This is a genomic window from Nocardia sp. XZ_19_231 (assembly GCF_015355705.1).
Taxonomy (GTDB): Bacteria; Actinomycetota; Actinomycetes; order Mycobacteriales; family Mycobacteriaceae; genus Nocardia; species Nocardia salmonicida.
Genome location: NZ_JACUZI010000001.1, coordinates 1,314,078 through 1,336,779, shown reverse-complemented (window position 1 = coordinate 1,336,779; position 22,702 = coordinate 1,314,078). Strand labels below are relative to the sequence as shown.

Genomic DNA, 22,702 nt, shown 5'->3' with positions numbered 1-22,702 from the left:
GGCATTATCGGCGTCGCTCGCGGGATGACCGGAGTCCGCGCGTCACGACGACAACCGACATGACGGTGCGCCGGAAGCGGTTCCGGCGCACATGTGTCGGTGGCACCGGTTAGCGTAGGTGCGGTGAGGGATACCACGACTTCCAGAGATGTGGATGAGGAGTTCCGCGCGCTCGGGCTCGCTACCCTGGCGGAAGCCGCGCTGTCGGCGGCCCGCGCGGCAGGGGCCGAGCATGCCGATCTGCGCGTGCAACGCTTGGTGTCGCAGTCGATTCGGTTGCGCGACGGTCGCGTCGAAGCCGTCACCGACGCCACCGAGCTGGGGCTGGCGGTGCGCGTGATCGTCGACGGCACCTGGGGTTTCGCCTCCCATGCCGCGCTCACGCCCGAGATCGCCGCCGAGGTCGCGCGCCGCGCGGTGACCGTGGCACGGGCGCTGCGTTCGCTGAATCGGGAGCGCGTCGAGCTGGCCGACGAGCCGCGCTATGACGATGTCTCGTGGGTCTCGGCCTACGACCTCGACCCGTTCGCGGTGCCGACGGCCGACAAAGTGGCGCTGCTGCAGGACTACTCGGAACGCCTCTCGGCCGCCGATGGTGTCGACCATGTCACCGCCTCGGTCTTGCAGGTCAAGGAACAGACGTTCTACGCCGACACCGCGGGTTCGTCGATCACCCAGCAGCGGGTGCGCCTGCATCCCCAGTTGGCCGCGGTCACCGTCGATTCCGCGTCCGGGGTGTTCGAGACGATGCGCACCCTGGCCGCGCCCGCGGGTCGCGGCTGGGAGTACGTCACCGGTGCCGACGGAACGTGGGACTGGACAGGCGAACTCGCACAGATCCCCGGTTGGCTGGCCGAGAAGGTGAAGGCGCCCAGCGTTGTCGCGGGCCCTACCGATCTGGTGATCGACCCGACGAACCTGTGGCTGACGATCCACGAATCCATCGGCCATGCCACCGAATACGACCGCGCGATCGGCTACGAATCCGCGTATGCGGGTACCTCGTTCGCGACTCCCGATCAGCTCGGCACGCTGCGGTATGGCACGCCGATCATGCATGTCACCGGTGACCGCACCCAGGTCAACGGCTTGAGCACCGTCGGTTACGACGACGAGGGTGTGGCGGGCCAGCAGTGGGATCTGGTGCGTGACGGCGTCCTGGTCGGCTACCAGCTCGACCGCGTGTTCGCCCCGCGTCTGGGCCTCGACCGCTCCAACGGTTGCTCGTATGCCGATTCGCCGCACCATGTTCCGATCCAGCGGATGGCGAACGTGTCGTTGCAGCCCGATCCCGAACGTGACACCAGCACCGCCGAGTTGATCTCGCGGGTGCAGGACGGCATTTACATCATGGGCGACAAGTCGTGGTCGATCGATATGCAGCGCTACAACTTCCAGTTCACGGGTCAGCGATTCTTCCGGATTCGCAACGGCGAGCTGAACGGGCAACTGCGCGATGTCGCCTACCAGGCGACGACCACCGATTTCTGGGGGTCGATGGAAGCGATCGGCGGGCCGAGCACCTGGCAGCTCGGTGGCGCGTTCAACTGCGGTAAGGCACAGCCCGGTCAGGTGGCGGCGGTGAGCCACGGCTGCCCGTCGGTGCTGGTGCGCGGGGTCAACATTCTCAATACCCGGACGGAGGGCGGTCAGTGAACGAGGGTCTGTTCCCGGCGGGCGCGGTGGTCGAGCGTGCGCTGGCGGCGTCGAAAGCCGACGAGGCGATCGTGATCGTCACCGACGCGCACGATGCGTCGCTGCGGTGGGCCGGCAATTCGATGACCACCAATGGTTCGTCGATCTCGCGGGATTGGGCGGTGATCTCGGTGTTCCGTGACGGCCCGAACACCGCGCGGGTCGGCTCCATCAGCTCCACCAGCGTCGATCCCACCGAGATCGAGGCCGTGGTGCGCGCCAGCGAGCAGGCCGCTCGCACGGCGGCCCCCGCCCGCGACGCTATGCCGCTGCTCGAACCCACCGACGACGACACCGCCACCTGGGATCAGGCGCCCGGCGCCACCGAGATCGAGGTGTTCGCCGGGTTGGCGCGCGAGTTGTCCACCGGATTCGACGGCACCGATCGCCTCTACGGTTTCGCCCACCACCAAGTGCACAGCACCTGGCTGGGCACCTCGACCGGTATCCGCCGACGGTTCAGTCAGCCCACCGGTTCGGTGGAGATCAACGGCAAGCGGGGCGAGGGCAAGGATCTGGCGAGCGCGTGGGTGGGAGTCGGCACCGCCGACTTCACCGACGTCGACACCCCTGGCCTGCTGGCCGAGCTGTCGCGGCACCTCGACTGGTCCAAGCGCCGCGTCGAGCTGCCCGCGGGCCGCTACGAGACCCTGTTGCCGCCGTCGTCGGTCGCCGATCTGATGATCTATCTGGCGTGGAGCATGGAGGGCCGTGGCGCGCACGAAGGACACACCGCGTTCTCCCGCGCCGGTGGCACGCGCGTCGGTGAGCGGCTCGGCGACATCGCGCTGACCCTGTTCTCCGACCCGAATGCGAGCGGTCTCGAATACCGGCCGTTCGTGGCGACTCCGTCGTCGTCGGAGTCGCTGTCGGTGTTCGACAACGGCCTGTCCGCGCAGCGGGTGGACTGGATCAGCGACGGCGTCATCGAATCGCTGGTCTATCCGCGCGCGACGGCTGCCGAATTCTCCGCCCCCGCAACGGTTCCCGGCGAGAACCTGCTGCTCACCGGTGGCGGCGACGCGTCGCTGGACGACATGATCGCTCGCACCGAACGCGGCCTGCTCCTCACCTGCCTCTGGTACATCCGCGAGGTCGATCCCGCCACGCTGCTGCTCACGGGATTGACCCGTGACGGCGTCTACCTCGTCGAGGACGGCCAGGTGACCGGCGCGGTCAACAACTTCCGCTTCAACGAAAGTCCACTCGACCTGCTGCGGCGGGTGTCGGAGGCGGGCGCCACCGAGATCACCCTCCCCCGGGAGTGGAAGGACTGGTTCACCCGCACCGCCATGCCCCCGCTGCGCATCCCCGACTTCCACATGTCGTCGGTCAGCCAGGCCACCTAGCGGGTACAGGCGCGCAACGGGCCTATCGGTCATCCCGGCCTGGTCGTCGACGCGGCGCGTGAAAGCATGATCGGGTGACCGGTATCCGGATGTTCGCCACCGACCTCGACGGCACCTTGCTGCGTTCCGATCGCACCGTCTCGCCGCGCACCGCCGAGGCCATGGCCGGTGCGCAGGCCGCGGGCATCGAGGTGGTGTGGGCGACGGCGCGTGCCCGCCATTCGGTGCACGAGTTGGCGCAGTCGTGCGGTTTCCGCGGTAAAGCGGTGTGTGCCAACGGCGCTGTGCTGCTCGACCTCGCCGACGGCACACCGGAGATCATCGACACCGTCTCGATCGACACCGGCGCGGCGGGTGCGGTGATGGCGCAGATCCGCGCGCTGATTCCCGGTGTCGTCTTTGCCAATGTGGGCGCCACCCGGTTCGTCGCCGAGCCCGCCTATGCCGCCCTGTGCAAGTTCACCGATCATCACCGGAACCCGCACGAGATGGAATTGTCGGACACCTTGCCGACGGGCATCGACGCGATGGTGAAGATCGTCGCCCGTCATCCCGAGTTACCGGGCGCCCAGCTGTACCGGCAGGCGGTGGCGGTCGGGATCACCGGAGTGGAGCTGACCCACTCCGGTGCCGCGTATATGGAGATGGCGGCGGAGGGTGTGTCGAAGGCCAGCGCGCTTGCCCGATTGTGCGCACTCGACGGCATCCACCTCTCGGAGGTCGCGGCCGCGGGGGACGCGCTCAACGATGTCGCCATGCTGACCTGGGCGGGTACCGCGCTGGTTCCGGCCAACGCGGTACCCGAGGTCATCGCCCTGGCCGACCGGGTGCTCCCGAGCAACGACGAGGACGGTGTCGCCTCCTACCTGGAGGAATTGGCGGGTTCGTCACCGCGCGACTCGGCTAGCTGACAGATGTCGGCGCCCGACCGACGCTGAGGTGCAGGATCGCATCCGTCACGTCCACGGTGTCCGCATCCAGCGGGAAGTATCCCTGCTCCCGGGTGACGTCGGTGCGGGTTCGTCCGGGTCCGATTTCTGCCGCCGGGAGCAGACCCCATGTGTCGATGCGGTTCTGCAGCGTGTGTTCGAAGGTGCCCGGCGCGGGTTCGGCGAGTTCGAGGCCGTCGCTGCGTCCCAGACTGCCGAGGATCACCCCGTAATGCTCTCCCAGTAGCGATCCGACGATCGCCCCCGCACCGGACCAGACGAGCTCCATCGACCCCATCGCCATGACGCTGGTGTTGCGCCGCAGGTGCAGGTTGTGCGAGTACACCAGGGTCGGCCCACGGCGCGCTTCGATGGACCGGATGTCGAGCAGGTTCTGGGCCATGAGTGCGTCACGGGAGGCGGCCAGGCTGTTCCATCGCACGCCGTCCTCGGTCGGCTGAGCCGCCTGCCGGTGATAGCGGAGCAAGCCGAGTCCAGCGGTGAGATGGACTTCCGCCCTTCGCCACTCGGCGAGCGAAGTAGCCGCGATCCGCTCCGGCGCGCGCGTGTAGAGAAGGGTGAGCAGGTCGTCGGCGATCACCCGCAACCGCTCGGCCTCGGGGGTGGTACCGGGCGAGACATTCGCGTCCAGGACCGCTTCGGCGCGGCTCCATCGCTCGTCGCTGCCGGCAGGCCCGCTGATGTCGAAGTCGATTTCCAGGTAGTCGCGGGCGAATTCGAGGTAGGTCCGAGGGCTGGGCGCACTCATCGTTTCCATCGCGGCGTCGAATCCGTAGAAGCCGACCTGATCTTCGGCCGACCGACCCGCGTTGTGGTCGCGCAGCCAAGCGACCAGTTCCCGGTTGCCGGTGAGTTCGCCGAATTCGTGCGAGAAGCCTGTCCGCATCACCTCGTCGAAGGCGCCGTGGCCACCTCGAACGAACTCGTCCACGGCGAGTGCGGCAACCCGATCTGTTTCCAGTGCGATCGATCGGAACCCATCGGCCACCAACTCGACGAACAGTTCGTTGCGGACCGACGCGAAGCCGGGTTCCTTGTGCGTCGGTTCCCCGAGCGCAAGCAGTTCACAGGACGGGCGGACGAAGTCGCTGATTTTCTGACTCATATCTATCAATCGTATCGTTGAAAGAACGGTTGAGACTTGATCAGGCATTATTCGCGCGCTCTGTCGTAAAGTCTCAAAACAGTGAGAACCCTACGACCGTCCGACCTAGCCCGCGAGCACGCGATCTCGACCCAGGCCGTCCGCAACTACGAACAGGACGGCTGCCTCCCGCCTGCCGAGCGCACCCCCACCGGCTATCGGATCTACACCGAGCTGCACGCGACAGCGCTGCGCACCTACCTCACCCTGATCCCCGCCTACGGCCACGCGACCGCGGGCGACATCATGCGCGCACTACACGAGGACGACCTCGACAATGCCCTCACGATCATCGACCGCGGGCACAGCCGACTCCTGCGAGACCGCGAGACCCTCACCTCGGTACATCGAGCCGTCGACCACCTGATCGCCGAATCGAGCTCTGACACAACACATTCAGCGGGCACCAGAACCATCGGCGAGCTCGCCCACCATCTCCGGGTCACCCCGGCCACCCTCCGAGCCTGGGAAGCGGCGGCCATCCTCTCCCCCGACCGCGATCCGACCACCGGGTACCGCCGCTACGGCCCCACCGACCTCCGCGATGCCGAACTGGCGCACATCCTGCGCCGCGGCCACTACCGCCTCGACCACATCGCCACCGTCATCGGGCAGATCCGCGCCGCGGGCAGCACCGAAGCATTGGCGAAAGCCCTCGCCGACTGGCAAACCGGACTCACCGCCCAGGGCATCGCCATGCTCGACGCCGCCGCCGCGCTGAGCCGATATTCGGCCGTGCTGCGCCGCTAGTCTCGAACGACCGTGGACGATGGCGGCCGAGGACCCCGATGGACGTCCGGGCGCACCGTCCCCGCCCCGGTGCGCCCGACCGATCTCCTCAGACCCGCTCGAGCACCGCCGACGCGCCGATGCCGCCGGCCGCGCAGATCCCCAGCAGTGCGGTCTCTTTCCCCGTGCGGGCCAGTTCGTTGGCCATGGTGGTGACCATGCGGGCACCGGTGGCGCCGAAGGGGTGGCCCAGCGAGATCGAGCCGCCGTGCACGTTCAGCTTGTCGATGTCGACGGTGCCGACCGGCTCGTCGCGGTCGAGACGGGCCTTGGCCCAGTCGCTGCTCTCGAGCATGCGCAGCACCGAAAGAGTCTGCGCGGCAAAGGCTTCGTGGATATCGACGAGGTCGATGTCGGCCAGGGTCATGCCCGCCTTGTCGAGCGCGCGCGGCATCGAGATCGCGGGACCGATGAGTACCTGATCGGCGGGGTCGACGCTGACGAAACTCCAGGAGCGGAAGGCGGCCTGCGGGGTGAACCCGAGGGCGCGCGCTTTCTCCTCGCTCATCAGCAACACCGCCGACGCACCGTCGGTGAGCGGGCTGGCATTGCCCGCGGTGACCGTGCCGTTCTCCTCGAACACCGGTTTCAGGGTGGCGAGTTTCTCGATGCTGGTGTTCGCGCGTACGAGCCCGTCGACGTCGATCAGCGTGCCCGACGGGGTGGTGACCGGCACGACCTCGTCATCGAAACGTCCCGAGGCGATCGCGGCCGCGGCACGCTGGTGCGATCGGGCGGCGAAAGCGTCCTGATCAGCGCGCGAGATCCCGTTGATGCGGGCCATCTTCTCCGCGGACTCGCCCATCACCTCGCCGGTGGTGCGCTCGGAGATCTTCGGCTGACGCGGCAGGATGTCGGTGAACGGCGCGAGCTGGCGGACCACGTCGAGGTAGTCCCTCGCCTTGGGCTTGCCCAGTGCCACCGGCGCGACCGCGTGCACGACCTTCTGCGGCAGCTTGATCTCGGCATTACTGGTGGAGTCGCTACCACCGGCGATCATGATGTCGTACTCGCCGCGCTCGATCGCCGCGGCCGCCGAGGTCACCGCCTGCAGACCGGACGCGCACGCGCGGGTGACCGTGTACCCCTCGCAACCGAAGTCCAGGTTCAGGTCGAGGGCGATCTCACGCGCGATATTCGGCGCGTGACTGGGCAGGACCACCCCGCCCCAGACGATCGACTGGATCTCGCCGGGCGCGATCCCGGTCCGCTCGATCAACCCCTGGACGGCCGCACCGGCCAGGGCGATGCTGTCGAGGCGGGTGAAGTCGGTGAACGCGCGCACGAAGGGGGTGCGAGCACCCGCGACGACAACGGCGCGGCGGCGCTTCTCGGCCATGGGGATCCTCTCGGAGAGCGAGTGAACCCCCACGGTATCCGATACCGGCAGTACTAGGTACTGATTCCGTGAACGGGGATCAGGCCGGAGTGATCTCGATGCCGATCGTGCCCGCTTTCCCGCGGCGCAGGTTGCTGGCGAGGATCACCAGCGGGCCGGTCAGCCAGTACTTTCGGCGCACCCCCGACCGCACCTGATCGGTTTCGGCGGCGTCGAGCAGTCGGGCGGTCCCGGTGACGACGGCGCCGTGCGCGGCTCCGCGCGCGTTGCACGGTTGCAGCGTCACCTCCGGATTGCGTCGGATGCGCTTCACTTTCCAGCTGTCGGTGACCGTCCAGACGTACAGCTTGTCCTCGCGGGCGACAGCCCACAGCGGCGTTCCGACCGGTGTGCCGTCTTTGCGGAAGGTGGTGAGGAGTACGTAATTCGCGGTCGCCAGTTCGCCGAGGCGGTTAGTCATGCCCGCAGCCTAATGGGCGCGGGGCCGGTCGAAAGATTATGGGCGCTCGCGCGAAAGTCCTCGTAGCCTCGGAAACGAATCGACTCTCTGGCGAAAGGCCGACGATGACCGATACCGCGGTACCCCTGCTGTGGAGCGGCGACCTGCCGAGCACCCTCGAGTTCTACCGGGCGCTCGGCTACACCGTGACCCACGAGCAAACCCGCCCCTATGTCTACGGTGCGATCGAACAACACGGCTGCGCGCTGCATTTCGCACCCGCGCCGAAGGGCATCGAACTACCGGTGGAGCACGCGGGCGCGCTGGTGATGGTCGACGACGTGGCGGCACGCCATGCCGAGTACACCGCCGCACTGCGCGCGCACTACGGCAGGATTCCGAGCAAGGGTTGTCCGCGCATCACCCGATTCCGTCCGGGTCAGTCCCGGTTCTCCCTGGTCGACCCGGTCGGCAACACCGTCCTCGTGATCCAGCGCGACGAGCCCATGGAACTCGAGTACGGCGGCTCCCGCGAGCTCGAAGGCCTGGCCCGGGTGCTCGACAATGCCCGCATCCTGCGCGATTTCAAGAACGACGACCGCGCGGCCACCCGCGTTCTGGAGACCGGCCTGCGCCGGTTCGGCGCCGCCGCGACCGCGCTCGACCGGGCTCGCGCCTACACCGCCCTCGCCGAACTCGCCGTCGTCGCCGAGGACACCGACGGGCTCGCACACTGGAAAGCCGAACTCGACACCGTCGAATTGACCGCCGAGGAGCGTGCGGCGATCGCTGACGATCTACTCACGGCCGCGCCTTCCCCGACCGACTGAACCGGCCTGGCGTCCGTTCGGCCAGTAGGCTTCGACCATGCGCGGTCGATCGAAGGAACGCACCACCCGTCGGCGGCGGACCCGTTGTCTGGCAACAGCAGTCATGGTTGCCGCCGCCCTCGGGGTCGGCCCGATGGGTACCGCACAGGCCGGTGCGCCGTCGTGCGCCGACGGCTGGCATGCCGAGGTATTGGCGGCCGATCTCGGCGGCTTGGAGAATCTCGAATACGACGGCCGCGGCGGCTTCTATCTCAGCGGCATCGTTCGCGGCGAGCTCCTGCATGTTGCCGCCGACAGGCACGTCACCACCGTCCGCACCGGCCTGGACAACCCCGCCGGGCTGCGGCTGATCGGCGAGGACCTCTATTTCGTCACCGGTGACGGCACCACACCGAACGGCGGCGGCACCCTGAGCCGACTCCACCTCGGTACCGGCGAAGTCACCGTTCTGCTTCCGAATCTGGTGCAGCCCAACGGATTACTCCTGCTCCCCGACGGTGACCTGCTCGTCTCCCAACTCTCCGTCCCCTGGCCCCCGGTCGGCATCAGCCGCTACCGCCCCGCCACCGGTGAATTCACCCTCGCCTGGTCCCCCGTGCCCCGCCCCAACGGCCTCGCACTCGCACCCGACCACCAGGCAGTGATCACCGAGGACGTCGCGACCTCCCAACTCCTGCGAGTCCCCCTCGACGCCCCCGACCGCCCGACCCCCATCGCCACCGTGAACGACGGCCTGCTGCCCGCACTCGACGACCTCGACGTCACCGCCGCCGGTCTCGCCTTCGTCACCGGCGACTATTCCGGCAGCGTCTACCAGGTCGACCCGACCACGGGTACCTGGTGCACCCTCGCCACCGGCTGGACCACCCCGCGAGGCCCCCTCCCCACCCCGCCGCCCATCGGCCCCACCTCGGCCCGCCTCGCCCCCGACCCCACCACCGGAGCCTGGTCCCTCTACGTCACCAGCATCGACGGCACCCTCCGCCGCCTCCGCCCGCCTCCCGCACTGGACCTCACTCCCTCCTTCCTCCGCTGAACACCTCCGCCGAGCCGGTCAGCGGGGCCGCTCGGCCCGGAAACGGAACATGGCACGGCCGGTTTCGACGTCGATGCCCGTGAAGCCTGCCGACGCCAGTCGGTCCGCGAGAGTATCCGGCGGAACCGGCACACACGTGTCACCCAGGTGCTGGAGCCGAAACAGGCGATTGTCGAGACCGTCCGAGCCTGCGAAGACACCGCCCGGTCGCAACACCCGCAGCGCTTCGGCGAACAGGTCGTCCTGCTGAACGGGTGACGGCACGTGATGCAGCATCGTGAAGCAGACGACCGAGTCGAACTCCTTGTCCGGCAACGGCATCGCTGTCGCGTCACCGTCCACCACCCGCAGACCTCCGGCGAAGCGGGTGCGTAGCCGCGCGGCCAGCACCGGGTCGATCTCCAGACCGGCGAGGGAGGCCGTCCGGTCCCGCAGGGGTGCCACATTCGCGCCGAAACCCGGGCCGATCTCCAATGCCGACGGGCCGAGTTCCACATCGCGCGTCACCCACGGCACGATCTGCGTCGCCGTCACCCACTCCCACGCCGCGGTCCGACACAACAGCCTGTGCCAATAATTCATCGCCATGGTCACGACGTTAGGAGCCCTTGTCCGTGGCCGATAGTCACTACACTGACAGACCATGTCGCAGAACAGACAGAACCTTGTTCTGGCCGCGGACACCGGTCCGACGGCGATGGTGTTCGGCGCCGGGGTCCTCCCGGCCGGGTACTGGTTCGATGAGCACCACCATCCACAGCACCAGATCGCTTGGGCGGGAGGGGGAGTCATCGGGATCGAAATCGGCGCCAACCAGTGGGTGCTACCGCCGACCAGGGCCTTGTGGATCCCCGGCGGGATCGCGCATCGCACCGGAACGACGGCCGGCGCCGATATGCGCGGCATCTTCGTCGAACCCGACCGGTGCCCGGCTCTGTTCGCAGGGCCGACCCTACTGAGCGTCTCCGCGCTGCTGCGAGAACTCTTCGACCACATGACTTCGCGACAGTTGTCAGACGATGAACGAACACGCGCCGAAGCGATGGTGTTCGATCTCCTCGAACCGGTCGACGTCATCCCGATCGGCGCACCACTGCCGACCGACCCACGAGCTCGCGTGGTTGCCGAGGCCCTGCTCGACAATCCGGCCGACGACCGCACCCTCGCCGAATGGGGTCCGCACGCCGCGGCCAGCTCCCGCACCCTGGCCCGTGCGTTCCGTGCCGAGACCGGCATGACCTTCGCGCAGTGGCGGACCCAGATCCGACTGGCCGCCTCGCTGACGCCACTGGCCGACGGTATGCCGGTGACCCGCATCGCCGCCCGGGTCGGCTACCGCAGTGCCAGTGCGTACGTAGCCGCGTTCCGACGAGCGGTCGGCACCTCGCCGGGCCAGTACTTCGCCCGTTAGCCACTCGCTCGACAGGCCACCGCCAGCCCGGATCGATCGGAGTTTCGCGCATCGTGCGGCGAGCAGTGGCGCAATGCCGATCTTCATGGTGGACTGGCGAATTCGGCTATCGGGAGGTCAGCGTGCGATCGGCACCGCAGTGGGCACGGCAGGACGGGTTCGGGATTCGGGTCGATTGGGGGCGGACCGGTGCGGCGGTGCTGGGGCCGGGGGCCGGGTGTCTGGTGGTGATCGATGTGTTGTCGTTCACGACGTCGGTATCGGTCGCCACCGCGGCGGGTACCGCGGTGTTCCCGTATCGGTGGCGTGATGATTCGGCGCGGGTCTTCGCCGAGGAGAACGCCGCCGAACTGGCCGTCGGACGGCGGGAGACCGGTCCGTGGTCGTTGTCGCCGGCGGCGATCCGACGGGCACCGTTCACCCCGCGACTGGTGTTGCCCTCACCCAACGGCTCCACCATCGCCGCCGCCGTCGAGGGGACGCCGGTGGTCGCGGCTTGCTTGCGCAATGTCGGCGCGGTCGCCGACTGGCTCGTCGCCCAGCACTGGGGTACTCCCGATCAACCGATCGCGATCATCGCCTCGGGCGAGCACTGGCCGGGCACCGATACCGTGCGACCGGCGCTCGAGGACTGGCTCGGCGCCGGTGCGCTCGCCGCCGCGCTGCTCCATCGCGGCCTCACCACACCGTCCCCCGAAGCACACACGGCGGCAACCGCATTCGAGGCGACAGCCGACGTCGGCGCCTCGATCACCGACTGCGCGTCCGGCCGCGAGCTCGCCGCGATCGGCTTCGCCGACGATGTGGCCATCGCGATCGAACGGGATGCCGACTCCACCGTTCCGGTGCTCACCGACAACGCCTTCGTCGACCGCCGAAGCGGATAGACAAGGCACAGTCAGCGTGGAACGGCCGGTCAGTCCTGTGAGGTGAGAATCCGCGGGCCGTCGGCGGTGACGGCGATGGTGTGCTCACTGTGCGCACAGCGAGAGCCGTCGGCGGAGCGGATGGTCCATCCGTCGGCGTCGGTGTAGACCTTGGCGGTGCTCGCCGCGAACCACGGCTCGATCGCCACGGTGAGACCGGGTCGCAGCCGGAACCCGCGGCCCGCCCTGCCATCGTTGGCGATATGCGGATCCTCGTGCATCGTCCGCCCGAGTCCGTGCCCACCGAACTCGGTGTTGACCGGATACCCGTACCCGCGTGCGACATTCGCGATCGCGGCGGAGATGTCACCGATCCGGTTGTCCGGCTGCGCGGCCGCGATCCCGGCAGCCAGAGCTTCCTCGGTGGCCCGCACCAGGCGCTCGTCCGCGGGCGCCGGGGCTCCCACGATGAACGAGACCGCCGAGTCGGCGACCCACCCGTCGATCGACACGGCCAGATCAGCCGTCAGCAGGTCTCCGTCGCGCAGCACGTAGTCGTGCGGAAGTCCGTGCAGCACAGCATCGTTCACCGCCAGGCACACCGTATTGCGGAACGGTCCACGTCCGAACGACGGTGAGTAGTCCCAGTAGCACGACACCGCGCCGCGCTCGCGAATCCGTTCCCGCACATACGCTTCCAGCTTGAGCAGGTTCACCCCGACCGCCGCACGGTCGCGCACCCCGGCCAGCACGTCGGCGACGAACCGGCCGGTCACCCGCATGCGCTCGATCTCCGCGGGCGATTTCAACTCCACCATCACGCCTCCCATTGGTATTTTCATACCGACACTAGCGGCGCCGGTATAAAAATACCAATCTCAGCGGTTCAGGTTGCCCATGTCCACGGGGATCTGCGCGCCGGTGATCTGACTCGCCTCGTAGGAGCACAACCATGCCACGGTCGCCGCGATCTCCTCGGGCTGACAGATGTGACTGGGGAGCGCGTTCATGAAGATGGGCGCGAGCGTGGCACCGTACTCCTCGAACAGCGGCCCCATCTCGTTGATCTGCATGCCGGTCGCCACGCCCGCCGGGTGGATGGTGTTCACCCGGATCCGGTGCGCGCCGAGCTCGTTCGCCATCGTCTTGGCCAGCCCCGTGATCGCGTGCTTGGTCGCGACGTAGTGGCCGGTGAACGGAATGCCCTTGATGCCCGCCACCGAACTGGTGAACACCATCGCGCCGCCCTCACCCTGCGCGATCAGGTGCGGTACCGCGGCTTTCGCGGTATGAAAGACGCCCGTGAGGTTGACGTCGATGGTCTCACGCCACTGCTCGGCGGTGATCTCCCACGACATCGCCGCCGAACAGATCCCCGCATTGGCCACCACCACATCGAGCCTGCCCAGCTGCTCGATGCCCGCCGCCAGCGCCGCCGAGAGCGCGTCGAAATCGCGCACGTCGACCTTGCTCGCGACGATCTTGCCGCCTGCCGCTTCGACCAGCTTCACGGTCTCGGCCAGATCCGCCTCCGTCGCACCCGCGTAGCTGGTGCTGGCGAACTCCGCGCACGCGTCGATCGCGATCACGTCGGCGCCTTCCTCGGCGAAACGCACCGCCTCCGCCCTGCCCTGCCCGCGCGCCGCTCCCGTGACGAAAGCGACCTTGCCCTCGAACCGTCGTGTCATTCCCATGCCTTTCGAACCTCGATGTCCTCCCTTGACACCTACCATCGCCACCGCCCGGGCGAGGCGAAACGGAGATCCCTACTCAACTTGGCCAACTTGTTCGCCAGGACATACCATCGGTCGCATGGTCCGTCTCCCGCTCAGCCCCGCGCAGGTCGAAGCAGGCCGCCGCCTCGGCCGCCGCCTTCGCACCGCGCGCGGCGATCGCGACCTCGCCGAGGTGGCCCTGCGAGCCGGTATTTCCCCGGAGACGCTGCGCAAGATCGAGTCGGGCCGACTGCCCTCCCCGGCCTTCGGCACGGTCGTCGGCCTCGCCGAGGCCCTCTCGATCCCCCTGGCCGAACTCGCCGAGTCCTACCGCGACGAGCAGGTCGCCGAGTCGGCCTGACCGTCCCCGCCTACCGGCGGTTCATCGACTCCTCGTTGTCGTAGCCCAGCGTCACATCGTGCGTGATCTCGCCGCGCGTCACCGAGACCTGGCTCGCGACGGGTGGATATCCGCGCGCGACCACGGTGTACTCCCCTTCGGGCAGGTCGGGGACCAGATACCTGCCCTTCTCATCGGTGCGGGCCGTCGCCGCCGGATCGCCACCCGAGTCCAGCACGGTGATCTGTACGTCGGGGACGGGGCGCTCGCCGTCCACCCAGGCCGAGCCGAGCAGAATCGCCATCGGTTCGAGGTCGATATCGCGCTGCAGCGAACCCGTCTCCGGCACGGTCAGCGCGACCGCCGAGGGACGCATGTGGTCGGCCACCGCGACCAGGGTGTACGTGCCGCTCACGACGTCGCGGCACACGTAGGTACCGTCTGCGCCGGTGATCGCCGCGCCCACCACCTCGCCCTCGGGGTCGGTGAGGGTGACCGTGGCACCCCAGAGCGGTTCGCCGCGGCGCGCCGACCGCACGATCCCGGTGAGTTCGCCCGCGCCGGTCAGCATCAGGTCGACGTGCTGGGCGCGCTCGCCGATCGACACGCTCACCGCCTCGGGCTGATGGCCGGCCGCGGCGGCGATGAGCACATAGTTGCCCGGTCGCGGCGCCTCGATCACGTACGCGCCGTCGGCGTCGCCGTTGCCGCGGGCCACCTGGCGTCCGTGTTGGTCGATCAGGGTGAGCGTGGCGGCGGGCACCGGACGCGCGTCGTCGCGGCGCAACAGTCCCGCGATCACCCGACCGGTCGAGACGGGGTGCAGTTTCCCGGCCATCTCGTGCGCGTCGTGCAGGCTCACATCGCGCAGCAGGGTGGCATCGTCGTGCTCTTCGGGTGCCGGATCCTCCTGCAGCGGAATCTCTTTCATGAACACCAGCACCAGGCAGGCCACCACCGCGAGATCGGCGGCGAGCAGGAACACACTGTGCATCGAGTCGGTGAATCCCTCGAGGATCGGGATCCGCAACTCGTCGGGCAAGGTGGCAATGCCGCTGGTATCGCTCAGCAACCCCTCGAGCTGCGCCCCGTCGAAACCGGCGGGCAGGCTCCCCCCGAAGGCTTCCAGGATCGAACCGGGCAGCCGGTCGAACAGCACCGTCAGGAACACCGCGACACCGAGGGTCCCGCCGAGCTGACGGAAGAACGTGGCCGCCGCGGTCGACACGCCCATCTCGGTGCGCCCGACCGCGTTCTGCGCGGCGATGATCAGCGTCTGCATGCAGCAGCCGAGCCCGAAACCCATGATCGCGCTGAAGGCGAGCGGCTGCCACAGCGGACCGTTGTAGGTGATCCGCGCGAACAGCGCGCACCCGATCGCCAGGATCAGCGCGCCGAGCACCGGCAGCACTTTGTAGCGCCCGGTGGCTTTGGTGATCAGTCCGGATATCTGCGCGCCCACCATGATCCCGAGCACCAGCGGCAACATCAGCAGACCCGCCTCGGTCGGCGAGAAACCACGCACGACCTGGAGATACTGCGGCACCATCGTGATCGCGCCGAACATCGCGACACCGACGAGGAACCCACCGAGGATCGCGATGCTGAACGTGGAACTGCGGAACAGCCGCAGCGGGATCAGCGCCGAGTCCTTCATCAGGAATTCGACCAGGATGAACAGCAGCAGCCCGGTCACGCAGATGCCGTAGCAGAGTAGTGATTTCGGCTCGGTCCAGCCCCACACCCGACCCTGCTCGGCCACGATCAGCAGCGGCACCACACCCACGATGAGCGTGATCGCACCGAGCCAGTCGATCCGGCTCTGTTGGCGTGTGTGCCCCACGTTGAGCACCTTCGCGACCACGAGGAACGCCAGCACCCCGACCGGCACGTTCACCAGGAACACCCAGCGCCAGCCCTCGATGCCGCCGAGGCTCTCGTAATCGGACAGGAATCCGCCGACCACCGGGCCCAGCACCGTCGCGATGCCGAACACCATGAGGAAATACCCCTGGTAGCGGACCCGTTCGCGCGGGGGCACGATGTCACCGACGATGGTGAACGCCAGCGACATCAACCCGCCGGCGCCCAAACCCTGGAAGGCGCGGCACCCGGCCAGCTGGTACATGGTGGTCGCGAAGCAGCAGGCCGCCGAGCCGATCACGAACAGGGCTATCGCCAGCAGATAGAACGGTTTGCGCCCGTAGATGTCGGCGAGTTTGCCGTAGAGCGGCGTGGTGACGGTGGCGGTGATCAGGTATGCCGTTGTCGCCCATGCCTGTTCATCGAACCCGTCGAGGCTGTTCGCGATGCGGACGATCGCGACGCTGACGATGTTCTGATCGAGCGCGGCGAGGAACACCCCCAATAGCAGGCCCGACAGAATGGTGAGTGTCTGGCGGTGCGTGAGGCGTGATTCGGCAACGACGGTATCGGTCATGGAAGAAGCCCTGGTTCTGATCGGCTGGCAAGTGGGGGTCGATCATTCGGCCCACACGAGGGCCGACAACCCCGCTGCGAGGAAAACATTGCGCCGCGGGTGGAACTCTTCATGCACTGGTGCGCCGAGCTTACCCACGTCCGATTTGCCGCCGTCACCGAGGGATCAAGTTATCGATCATTTCACCGGGAAACGAGCGCCTGCGGCGCTGGGAACTGTCGGTTCGGCGGACGTGAATTCAGCTGCCGAGTTCGGCGAGCGCGCACAGAGTTTCCGAACACCCCGCATCGATTCGGAGGGTGGCCAGTTCGTCGCCGCGAGTGCGCCCGCGATTCACGATCACCACTGGCACACCGTTTTTCGCGGCTCTGCGCACGAACCGCAGGCCCGACATCACCGTCAGCGAGGAACCGGCCACCAGTATCGCCCGAGCCTGTTCGACCATATCGAAAGCGGCTTCCACCCGGTCGGGCGGAACGTTCTCGCCGAAATACACGATGTCGGGTTTCAGCATTCCGCCACACGCCATACAGTCGACCATCCGGAATCGGTCGGTATCGGTCACCACGGCGTCCGCGTCGGGTGCCACTTCGATACCGGTCGCCCCCGCCGAAACATTCTCCGCGAAACCGGGATTGGCGGCTTCGAGGTGTTGCGCGAGCGTCATTCGCGAGATCAGATTCGCACAATTCAGGCACCGCACTCGCGCGTAAGTTCCGTGCAGATCGATCACCCGCCGCGCCCCCGCCTTCATGTGTAGCAGGTCCACATTCTGGGTGATCACTCCCGACACCGCACCTGCCCGCTCCAACCGCGCGAGGGCGTGATGACCGGGGTTGGGCCGAGCGGCGTCCATCCGCCGCCAGCCGATGTGGTTGCGTGCCCAATACCGTTGCCGAAAGACTGGGTCACCGACGAACTGCTGATAGGTCATCGGCGTACGCGGTGGCGAGTCGGGGCCGCGGTAGTCGGGAATACCGCTGTCGGTGCTCAGGCCGGCTCCGGAGATCACCACGGTGCGGCGCCCGCTCAGTAGCTCGGCCGCGCGTTCCACCGCGTCGGTGGTGTCGTCGTCCACCATGGGATCCACTCTACGAGCGGGGCGGCGCCGTGTTGCGCGGGGGACGAACACGCCGGGGCCGAGTTGCGTGTGGTGGGCGCGCGGCGACATGATGTTTCATCCGCCCGGCATCGACCGCTGCAGAGGAAAACCTATGTCCGACACCGATGAGTACGACCGCACCGCGCTCAATGCCGCGGTCGACGGGACCATCGTCACCGTCCGCCGGATGTTCTATGTCCTGGGTGACGAGGTCGACCGCACCGAGGGTCCGATCGAATTCACCTTCCACAACGGTTCGACTCTGCTCTTCGACGCCGGTACCGACGGTGCGGAACTACGCATCGGTGGAGCGCCGTGGCGGGACCCGTTCGAGCCGCTGGTGGATCCGGTCAATATCGAATACGTCGCCAACTCCGGCAAGTACACCGCCTTCGACGTCACCGACGAGGCACCCTACGACGAGCTCGCGGGCCGCCGCGTCGACGCGGTCTCGGTCGTGCCACTGGCCGACGGCCGCCCCCGTGCGGCAACCCTGTACCTGGGCACGGGCATGGTGAAGGCGGAGTCGATCGCCGACGAACTCATCGTGACATTGATTTCCGCGTGAGCGCCTCGCCGAGCCATCTACCGACGTCGAGCGAGGAGGCCACGTCGTTCGAGCCTCGGACACGACCGCCCGCCGTGCCTACTGCCTGACCGCCTCCGCCACGAACGACTCCGACAGCTCGTCGATGACGTCGCCGCGGATCTGCCTGCGCTCGTTGGCGAGCGCGGTGGTCGTGCAGATGCCGAACGCGCCCTGCTCGTCGTAGAGCACCGCGGCACCCGCCGCGATCCCGTCGTCGCTGAGGTGACTCTCCGCCTCGATCCCCATCTCGCCACCGACGGGCATGCGCGAGAACGTGATCGACACATCGGTGTTGATGAAACCGATTCCCTCGGTGCCCCAGTTGGTGACCAGGCTGGTCTGCTCGCCGGTCATCGCGGCATAGCAGAACGGGGACGACTCCTCCCCCGCGACAACGGGGATATTGCGTACCCACTTGCGTTTGCGGGTGTCGTTCTGATGTTCGGTCATATTCGCCGACCAGCCCTGCCCGTCACTGCCGAACAGGTGCATCACCTCGTCGAGGGTGGCGAGCACGTTCGGCGGCGGCACCGGGCGATCGCGGTCGTGGCGCCATACCTCGCCCGGCGGCTGGGTCGAACGCTTCAGCAGCAGCGCGCTTCCGCGGGCGACGATCTCGCCGTCGGCACGGGCGACGATCGTCGCCGAACGGACCCGGTTCCCGTCGCGCACCAGTTCGCTGGCGACCGTCAACGGCACGGCGGGCACCGCACGGTGCAGGTCGATGGTCAGGCGCGCCGGGACGAACCCCTCGGAGCAGTAGCGCGCTTCCACTTCGCGCGCCATCAACCCGCACACCGGTGGCCCGGACAGCGTGCTGGACGACCACAGGCTCAGCGAGTACCGCATCGGCGTGTAGACGCCGTCCGCGTGCGTGAAATAGCCAGGGGAGGTACTCATCGTGCCCCTTTCCTCCGCGGGCGCCGGGCGGGATCGCGGCGGCACACCATGCCTCAGACTAGAACGTGTTGCAGTTTTGCGGCAAGTCGCGTCACTCCAGCTCGCCCTCGGTTTCCAGGTAGACCTGGCGCAGCTTGTCCAGCGTTTCCTGTTCGGGGTGCTCCCACAGCTTGCGCTCGGCCGCTTCCAGGAGCCGTTCGGCGATGCCGTGCAGGGCCCATGGGTTGGACTGCTCCATGAACTTGCGGTTCACGTCGTCGAAAACGTAACTCTCGGAGAGCTTTTCGTACATCCAGTCGGCGACCACATTGGTGGTGGCGTCGTAGCCGAACAGGTAGTCGACCGTGGCGGCCATCTCGAAGGCGCCCTTGTAGCCGTGGCGACGCATCGCCTCGAGCCAGCGCGGGTTCACCACGCGGGCGCGGAAGACGCGGGCGGTCTCCTCCGAGAGCGTGCGGGTGCGCACGGCGTCGGGGCGGGTGGAGTCGCCGATGTAGGCCTCGGGGTTCTTGCCGGTCAGCGCGCGGACGGTGGCGACCATGCCGCCGTGGTACTGGAAGTAGTCGTCGGAGTCGGCGATGTCGTGTTCGCGGGTGTCGGTGTTCTTGGCGGCGACCGCGATGCGCTTGTAGGCGGTGCGCATGTCGTCGGCCGCGGGGGCACCGTCGAGGTCGCGGCCGTAGGCGTAGCCGCCCCACGTGGTGTAGACCTGCGCGAGGTCGTCGTCGGTGCGCCAGCTCTTGGAGTCGATGAGCTGCAGCAGGCCCGCGCCGTAGGTGCCGGGCTTGGAACCGAAGATGCGGGTGGTGGCGCGGCGGGTGTCGCCGTGTTCGGCCAGATCCGACTGGGCGTGTGCGCGAATGTAATTCGACTCGGCCGGCTCGTCGAGATCGGCGACGAGGCGGACCGCGTCGTCGAGCAGGGCCAGCACGTGCGGGAACGCGTCACGGAAGAAGCCGGAGATACGGACGGTGACGTCGATGCGCGGGCGGGCGAGTTCGTCGAGGGAGATCACCTCGAGCGACGTGACGCGCCGGCTCGCCTCGTCCCACACCGGCCGAACACCCAGCAGGGCGAAGACTTCGGCGATGTCGTCGCCGGAGGTGCGCATCGCCGAGGTGCCCCACACCGACAGACCGACCGACTTCGGGTACTCGCCGTGGTCGGCCAGATACCGGGCGAGCAGCGATTCCGCCATCGCCTGACCGGTCTCCCAGGCCAGCCGCGAGGGCACGGCCTTGGGGTCGACGGAGTAGAAGTTGCGACCGGTGGGCAGCACATTGATCAGACCGCGCAGCGGCGACCCACTGGGGCCCGCGGGAATGAAACCGCCGTTGAGGGCGTGCAGGACACGGGCGATCTCGATGCGAGTTTCACGCAGGCGCGGCACTACTTCGGTCGCCGCGAATCGAAGGACGGTCGTCACCGCGTCGAGGCGGGCGGCTTCGTCGGCCGCATCGCTCACTCCCCCGGCGAGAATCGCGGTGGCGAAGTCCTTCACCAGTGTCTCGACCGCGTCCGCCGACCAGTCCGTCGCCTGCAGTGCGCCGAGGAGTTCGCGGGCGCGGGCTTCCACCACGTCGACGCGTTCACGGGATTCGTCCCCGGCTTCGCTCAGGCCCAACGCTTCTCGCAGGCCGGGCACGTTCTGTTCCCCGCCCCACAACTGGCGGGCACGCAGCATGGCCAGCACCAGGTCGAGTTCCATGTCGCCGGCGGGGGCCTGGCCGAGGATGTGCAGACCGTCGCGGATCTGGACGTCCTTGATCTCGCACAGCCAGCCGTCGACATGCAGGAGCATGTCGTCGAAGACGTCTTCCTCGGGGCGTTCGGCGAGGCCGAGGTCGTGGTCCATCTTGGCCGCGCGCATCAGGGTCCAGATCTGCTGGCGGATGGCGGGCAGTTTGGCCGGGTCGAGGGCGGAGATGTTGGCGTGCTCGTCGAGCAGTTGTTCCAGCCGGGAGATGTCGCCGTAGGTCTCGGCACGCGCCATCGGCGGGATCAGGTGATCGACGAGGGTGGCGTGGGCGCGGCGCTTGGCCTGGGTGCCCTCGCCGGGGTCGTTGACCAGGAAGGGGTAGATCAGCGGCAGATCGCCCAGCGCCGCGTCGGTGCCACAGGAGGCGGACATGCCGAGGGTCTTGCCGGGCAGCCACTCCAGGTTGCCGTGCTTGCCCAGGTGCACCATCGCGTCGGCGCCGAAACCGTCGGGCGCGGACAACCAGCGGTAGGCGGCGAGATAGTGGTGGCTGGGCGGCAGGTCGGGATCGTGATAGATGGCGACGGGGTTCTCGCCGAACCCGCGAGGCGGCTGCACCATCAGCACCACATTGCCGAAACGCAGTGCGGCGATGACGATTTCACCCTTGGGGTCGGCCGACCGGTCGACGTAGAGTTCGCCCGGCGGGGGCCCCCACGCCTCGACCACGGCCTCGCGCAGATCCTCGGGCAGGGACTCGAACCAGCGGGTGTAGGTGGTGGCGCCGATGCGAATCGGATTGCCTTCCAACTGTTCCGCGCTCAGCCACTCCGGGTCCTGGCCGCCTGCGGCGATGAGCGCGTGGATCAGCGCATCGCCGTCGCGTTCCACCAGGCCGGGGATCTCGTCGATATCGCCGAGATCGTAACCGGCGGTGTGCAATTCGGTGAGCAGGCGGATCGCGCTCGCGGGGGTGTCGAGGCCGACGGCGTTGCCGATGCGGGCGTGCTTGGTGGGATAGGCCGAGAGCATGATCACGATCCGCTTGTCGGCGGCGGGGATGTGGCGCAGGCGGGCGTGGCGCACGGCGATCCCCGCCACGCGCGCGCAGCGTTCGGGATCGGGGACGTAGGCGGACAGCCCGTCGGCGTCGAATTCCTTGAAGGAGAACGGCACCGTGATGATGCGCCCGTCGAATTCGGGCACCGCGACCTGCGTGGCCACATCGAGCGGTGACAGGCCGTCGTCGTTGGCCTCCCACTGCGCGCGGCCGCTGGTCAGGCACAGGCCCTGCAGGATCGGCACGTCGAGGGCGGCGAGCGCGGAGACGTCCCAGGCTTCGTCGCCACCACCGGCCGAGGCGGTCGCGGGCTTGCTGCCGCCCGCCGCGAGAACGGTCACCACGAGAGCGTCGGCGCGGCCGAGCAGGGTGAGGAGTTCGGGTTCGGCGGTGCGCAGCGAGGCCGCGTACACCGGCAGCGGGCGTGCGCCTTTGGACTCGATCGCCTTGCACAGCGCCTCGATGTAGGCGGTGTTGCCCGCGAGGTGTTGGGCGCGGTAGTAGACGACGGCCACGGTCGGGGCGTGCGGTTCGAGGATCCGTGGGGACCGGTCGAGTTCGCCCCAGGTGGGCAGTTGTGCGGGAGGTTCGAAGCCGTGGCCGGTCAGCAACACCGTGTCGGACAGGAAGTTGTGCAGCTGGAGCAGGTTCTCGGCCCCGCCCGCGGCGAGGTAGTTGTGCGCGTCGGCCGCGACACCGACCGGCACCGTCGAGCATTCCATCAGCTCGGCGTCGGGCGCGATCTCGCCGCCGAGCGCCACCATCGGCACCCCGCTCGCCCGAATCGCGTCGAGGCCCTCTTCCCAGGCGCGCTTGCCGCCGAGGATTCGCACGATCACCAGGTCCGCGCCGTCGAGCAGGTCCGGCAGATCCTCGACCAGCAGCCGGGCGGGATTGCCCCAGCGGTACTCGGCGCCGCTCGCGCGGGCACTCAGCAGGTCGGTGTCGGAGGTGGACAGCAGCAGGATCACAGGGTGAGACCTTCCTCGGGTTACGCGCCCATCGGGTT

20 protein-coding genes are annotated in these 22,702 nt (G+C 68.1%); 10 read left to right on the top strand and 10 right to left on the bottom strand.

The genetic code is table 11. The features are described 5' to 3' along the window. Positions 1 to 123 precede the first annotated feature (123 nt). The 3 genes from IBJ82_RS06030 to IBJ82_RS06020 all read left to right on the top strand — a co-directional run bounded on the left by IBJ82_RS06030 (position 124) and on the right by IBJ82_RS06020 (position 3,955). Positions 124 to 1,656: a TldD/PmbA family protein gene (locus IBJ82_RS06030; protein ID WP_370585165.1), complete on the top strand. Its 1,533-nt coding sequence runs from the start codon at positions 124 to 126 to the stop codon at positions 1,654 to 1,656. An 8-nt stretch (positions 1,657 to 1,664) separates the two neighbouring features. Next, complete coding sequence (locus IBJ82_RS06025; protein WP_194825206.1) at positions 1,665 to 3,044, top strand: metallopeptidase TldD-related protein; 1,380 nt, start codon at positions 1,665 to 1,667, stop codon at positions 3,042 to 3,044. A gap of 74 nt (positions 3,045 to 3,118) precedes the next feature. Beyond that, a complete protein-coding gene (locus tag IBJ82_RS06020; protein WP_194824875.1) occupies positions 3,119 to 3,955 on the top strand; it encodes an HAD family hydrolase in 837 nt (278 codons plus the stop codon). Here the strand turns inward: IBJ82_RS06020 and IBJ82_RS06015 are convergent. Next, the gene (locus tag IBJ82_RS06015; protein ID WP_194824874.1) at positions 3,948 to 5,099 is read right to left on the bottom strand and encodes an erythromycin esterase family protein; all 1,152 of its coding nucleotides are present in this window, start codon (positions 5,097 to 5,099) and stop codon (positions 3,948 to 3,950) included. The two genes, IBJ82_RS06020 and IBJ82_RS06015, sit on opposite strands and share 8 nt — an antisense overlap. Before the next feature lie 81 nt (positions 5,100 to 5,180). Between IBJ82_RS06015 and IBJ82_RS06010 the strand changes: the two genes are divergently transcribed. Next, the gene (locus IBJ82_RS06010; RefSeq protein WP_194824873.1) at positions 5,181 to 5,888 is read left to right on the top strand and encodes a TioE family transcriptional regulator; all 708 of its coding nucleotides are present in this window, start codon (positions 5,181 to 5,183) and stop codon (positions 5,886 to 5,888) included. An 88-nt stretch (positions 5,889 to 5,976) separates the two neighbouring features. Here the strand turns inward: IBJ82_RS06010 and IBJ82_RS06005 are convergent, their stop codons facing one another. Next, positions 5,977 to 7,266 carry an acetyl-CoA C-acyltransferase gene (locus IBJ82_RS06005; RefSeq protein WP_194824872.1) on the bottom strand — a complete coding sequence of 430 codons (1,290 nt, stop codon included), beginning with the start codon at positions 7,264 to 7,266 and terminating at the stop codon, positions 5,977 to 5,979. 79 nt (positions 7,267 to 7,345) lie between these two features. Then, positions 7,346 to 7,726 (bottom strand): PPOX class F420-dependent oxidoreductase, encoded by a 381-nt coding sequence (locus tag IBJ82_RS06000; RefSeq protein ID WP_194824871.1) that lies wholly within the window; start codon positions 7,724 to 7,726, stop codon positions 7,346 to 7,348. 104 nt (positions 7,727 to 7,830) lie between these two features. Between IBJ82_RS06000 and IBJ82_RS05995 the strand changes: the two genes are divergently transcribed. Further along, complete coding sequence (locus IBJ82_RS05995; protein ID WP_194824870.1) at positions 7,831 to 8,535, top strand: glyoxalase; 705 nt, start codon at positions 7,831 to 7,833, stop codon at positions 8,533 to 8,535. A 37-nt stretch (positions 8,536 to 8,572) separates the two neighbouring features. After that, positions 8,573 to 9,571, top strand: a complete 999-nt coding sequence (locus IBJ82_RS05990; protein ID WP_194824869.1) for a hypothetical protein — start codon at positions 8,573 to 8,575, stop codon at positions 9,569 to 9,571. A gap of 18 nt (positions 9,572 to 9,589) precedes the next feature. Here the strand turns inward: IBJ82_RS05990 and IBJ82_RS05985 are convergent, their stop codons facing one another. After that, complete coding sequence (locus tag IBJ82_RS05985) at positions 9,590 to 10,159, bottom strand: class I SAM-dependent methyltransferase (protein WP_194824868.1); 570 nt, start codon at positions 10,157 to 10,159, stop codon at positions 9,590 to 9,592. A 55-nt stretch (positions 10,160 to 10,214) separates the two neighbouring features. Between IBJ82_RS05985 and IBJ82_RS05980 the strand changes: the two genes are divergently transcribed. Both IBJ82_RS05980 and IBJ82_RS05975 read left to right on the top strand, forming a co-directional pair. Beyond that, positions 10,215 to 10,982: a helix-turn-helix transcriptional regulator gene (locus tag IBJ82_RS05980; protein ID WP_228536456.1), complete on the top strand. Its 768-nt coding sequence runs from the start codon at positions 10,215 to 10,217 to the stop codon at positions 10,980 to 10,982. A gap of 122 nt (positions 10,983 to 11,104) precedes the next feature. Continuing rightward, entirely contained in the window at positions 11,105 to 11,869 is a 765-nt protein-coding gene (locus IBJ82_RS05975; protein ID WP_194824867.1) for a 2-phosphosulfolactate phosphatase, read from the top strand. Between the two features lie 29 nt (positions 11,870 to 11,898). Here IBJ82_RS05975 and map read toward each other — a convergent pair whose 3' ends face one another. Both map and IBJ82_RS05965 read right to left on the bottom strand, forming a co-directional pair. Continuing rightward, on the bottom strand, positions 11,899 to 12,666 hold the full coding sequence (gene map, locus IBJ82_RS05970; RefSeq protein ID WP_194824866.1) for a type I methionyl aminopeptidase: 768 nt from the start codon (positions 12,664 to 12,666) through the stop codon (positions 11,899 to 11,901). A 60-nt stretch (positions 12,667 to 12,726) separates the two neighbouring features. Further along, positions 12,727 to 13,542 carry a mycofactocin-coupled SDR family oxidoreductase gene (locus IBJ82_RS05965; protein WP_370585164.1) on the bottom strand — a complete coding sequence of 272 codons (816 nt, stop codon included), beginning with the start codon at positions 13,540 to 13,542 and terminating at the stop codon, positions 12,727 to 12,729. Positions 13,543 to 13,660: 118 nt separating this feature from the next. Between IBJ82_RS05965 and IBJ82_RS05960 the strand changes: the two genes are divergently transcribed. Further along, a complete protein-coding gene (locus IBJ82_RS05960; RefSeq protein WP_056809815.1) occupies positions 13,661 to 13,924 on the top strand; it encodes a helix-turn-helix domain-containing protein in 264 nt (87 codons plus the stop codon). 10 nt (positions 13,925 to 13,934) lie between these two features. Here the strand turns inward: IBJ82_RS05960 and IBJ82_RS05955 are convergent, their stop codons facing one another. Next, positions 13,935 to 16,343: an MFS transporter gene (locus tag IBJ82_RS05955; RefSeq protein ID WP_194824865.1), complete on the bottom strand. Its 2,409-nt coding sequence runs from the start codon at positions 16,341 to 16,343 to the stop codon at positions 13,935 to 13,937. 238 nt (positions 16,344 to 16,581) lie between these two features. Beyond that, the gene (locus IBJ82_RS05950) at positions 16,582 to 17,424 is read right to left on the bottom strand and encodes an NAD-dependent protein deacetylase (RefSeq protein ID WP_194824864.1); all 843 of its coding nucleotides are present in this window, start codon (positions 17,422 to 17,424) and stop codon (positions 16,582 to 16,584) included. Between the two features lie 133 nt (positions 17,425 to 17,557). Here IBJ82_RS05950 and IBJ82_RS05945 point away from each other — a divergent pair, with 133 nt between their 5' ends. Continuing rightward, a complete protein-coding gene (locus IBJ82_RS05945; RefSeq protein WP_194824863.1) occupies positions 17,558 to 18,013 on the top strand; it encodes a hypothetical protein in 456 nt (151 codons plus the stop codon). Between the two features lie 78 nt (positions 18,014 to 18,091). On the opposite strand, the gene IBJ82_RS05940 is transcribed toward IBJ82_RS05945, so the two are convergent. Together IBJ82_RS05940 and cobN are read right to left on the bottom strand one after the other, a co-directional pair. Continuing rightward, positions 18,092 to 18,934: an acyl-CoA thioesterase domain-containing protein gene (locus IBJ82_RS05940; RefSeq protein WP_228536455.1), complete on the bottom strand. Its 843-nt coding sequence runs from the start codon at positions 18,932 to 18,934 to the stop codon at positions 18,092 to 18,094. 91 nt (positions 18,935 to 19,025) lie between these two features. After that, positions 19,026 to 22,664, bottom strand: coding sequence for a cobaltochelatase subunit CobN (gene cobN / locus IBJ82_RS05935; protein WP_194824862.1), 3,639 nt, complete (start codon positions 22,662 to 22,664; stop codon positions 19,026 to 19,028). Positions 22,665 to 22,702: the final 38 nt, after the last annotated feature.

Coding starts and splice junctions, on each gene's coding strand:
- IBJ82_RS05965 (WP_370585164.1), bottom strand. CDS start 13,542: ATGGGAATGACACGACGGTTCGAGGGCAAGGTCGCTTTCGTCACGGGA.
- map (WP_194824866.1), bottom strand. CDS start 12,666: ATGGTGGAGTTGAAATCGCCCGCGGAGATCGAGCGCATGCGGGTGACC.
- IBJ82_RS06005 (WP_194824872.1), bottom strand. CDS start 7,266: ATGGCCGAGAAGCGCCGCCGCGCCGTTGTCGTCGCGGGTGCTCGCACC.
- IBJ82_RS05955 (WP_194824865.1), bottom strand. CDS start 16,343: ATGACCGATACCGTCGTTGCCGAATCACGCCTCACGCACCGCCAGACA.
- IBJ82_RS05960 (WP_056809815.1), top strand. CDS start 13,661: ATGGTCCGTCTCCCGCTCAGCCCCGCGCAGGTCGAAGCAGGCCGCCGC.
- IBJ82_RS06015 (WP_194824874.1), bottom strand. CDS start 5,099: ATGAGTCAGAAAATCAGCGACTTCGTCCGCCCGTCCTGTGAACTGCTT.
- IBJ82_RS05950 (WP_194824864.1), bottom strand. CDS start 17,424: ATGGTGGACGACGACACCACCGACGCGGTGGAACGCGCGGCCGAGCTA.
- IBJ82_RS05980 (WP_228536456.1), top strand. CDS start 10,215: ATGTCGCAGAACAGACAGAACCTTGTTCTGGCCGCGGACACCGGTCCG.
- IBJ82_RS05985 (WP_194824868.1), bottom strand. CDS start 10,159: ATGGCGATGAATTATTGGCACAGGCTGTTGTGTCGGACCGCGGCGTGG.
- IBJ82_RS06000 (WP_194824871.1), bottom strand. CDS start 7,726: ATGACTAACCGCCTCGGCGAACTGGCGACCGCGAATTACGTACTCCTC.
- IBJ82_RS05945 (WP_194824863.1), top strand. CDS start 17,558: ATGTCCGACACCGATGAGTACGACCGCACCGCGCTCAATGCCGCGGTC.
- IBJ82_RS05995 (WP_194824870.1), top strand. CDS start 7,831: ATGACCGATACCGCGGTACCCCTGCTGTGGAGCGGCGACCTGCCGAGC.
- IBJ82_RS05990 (WP_194824869.1), top strand. CDS start 8,573: ATGCGCGGTCGATCGAAGGAACGCACCACCCGTCGGCGGCGGACCCGT.
- IBJ82_RS05940 (WP_228536455.1), bottom strand. CDS start 18,934: ATGAGTACCTCCCCTGGCTATTTCACGCACGCGGACGGCGTCTACACG.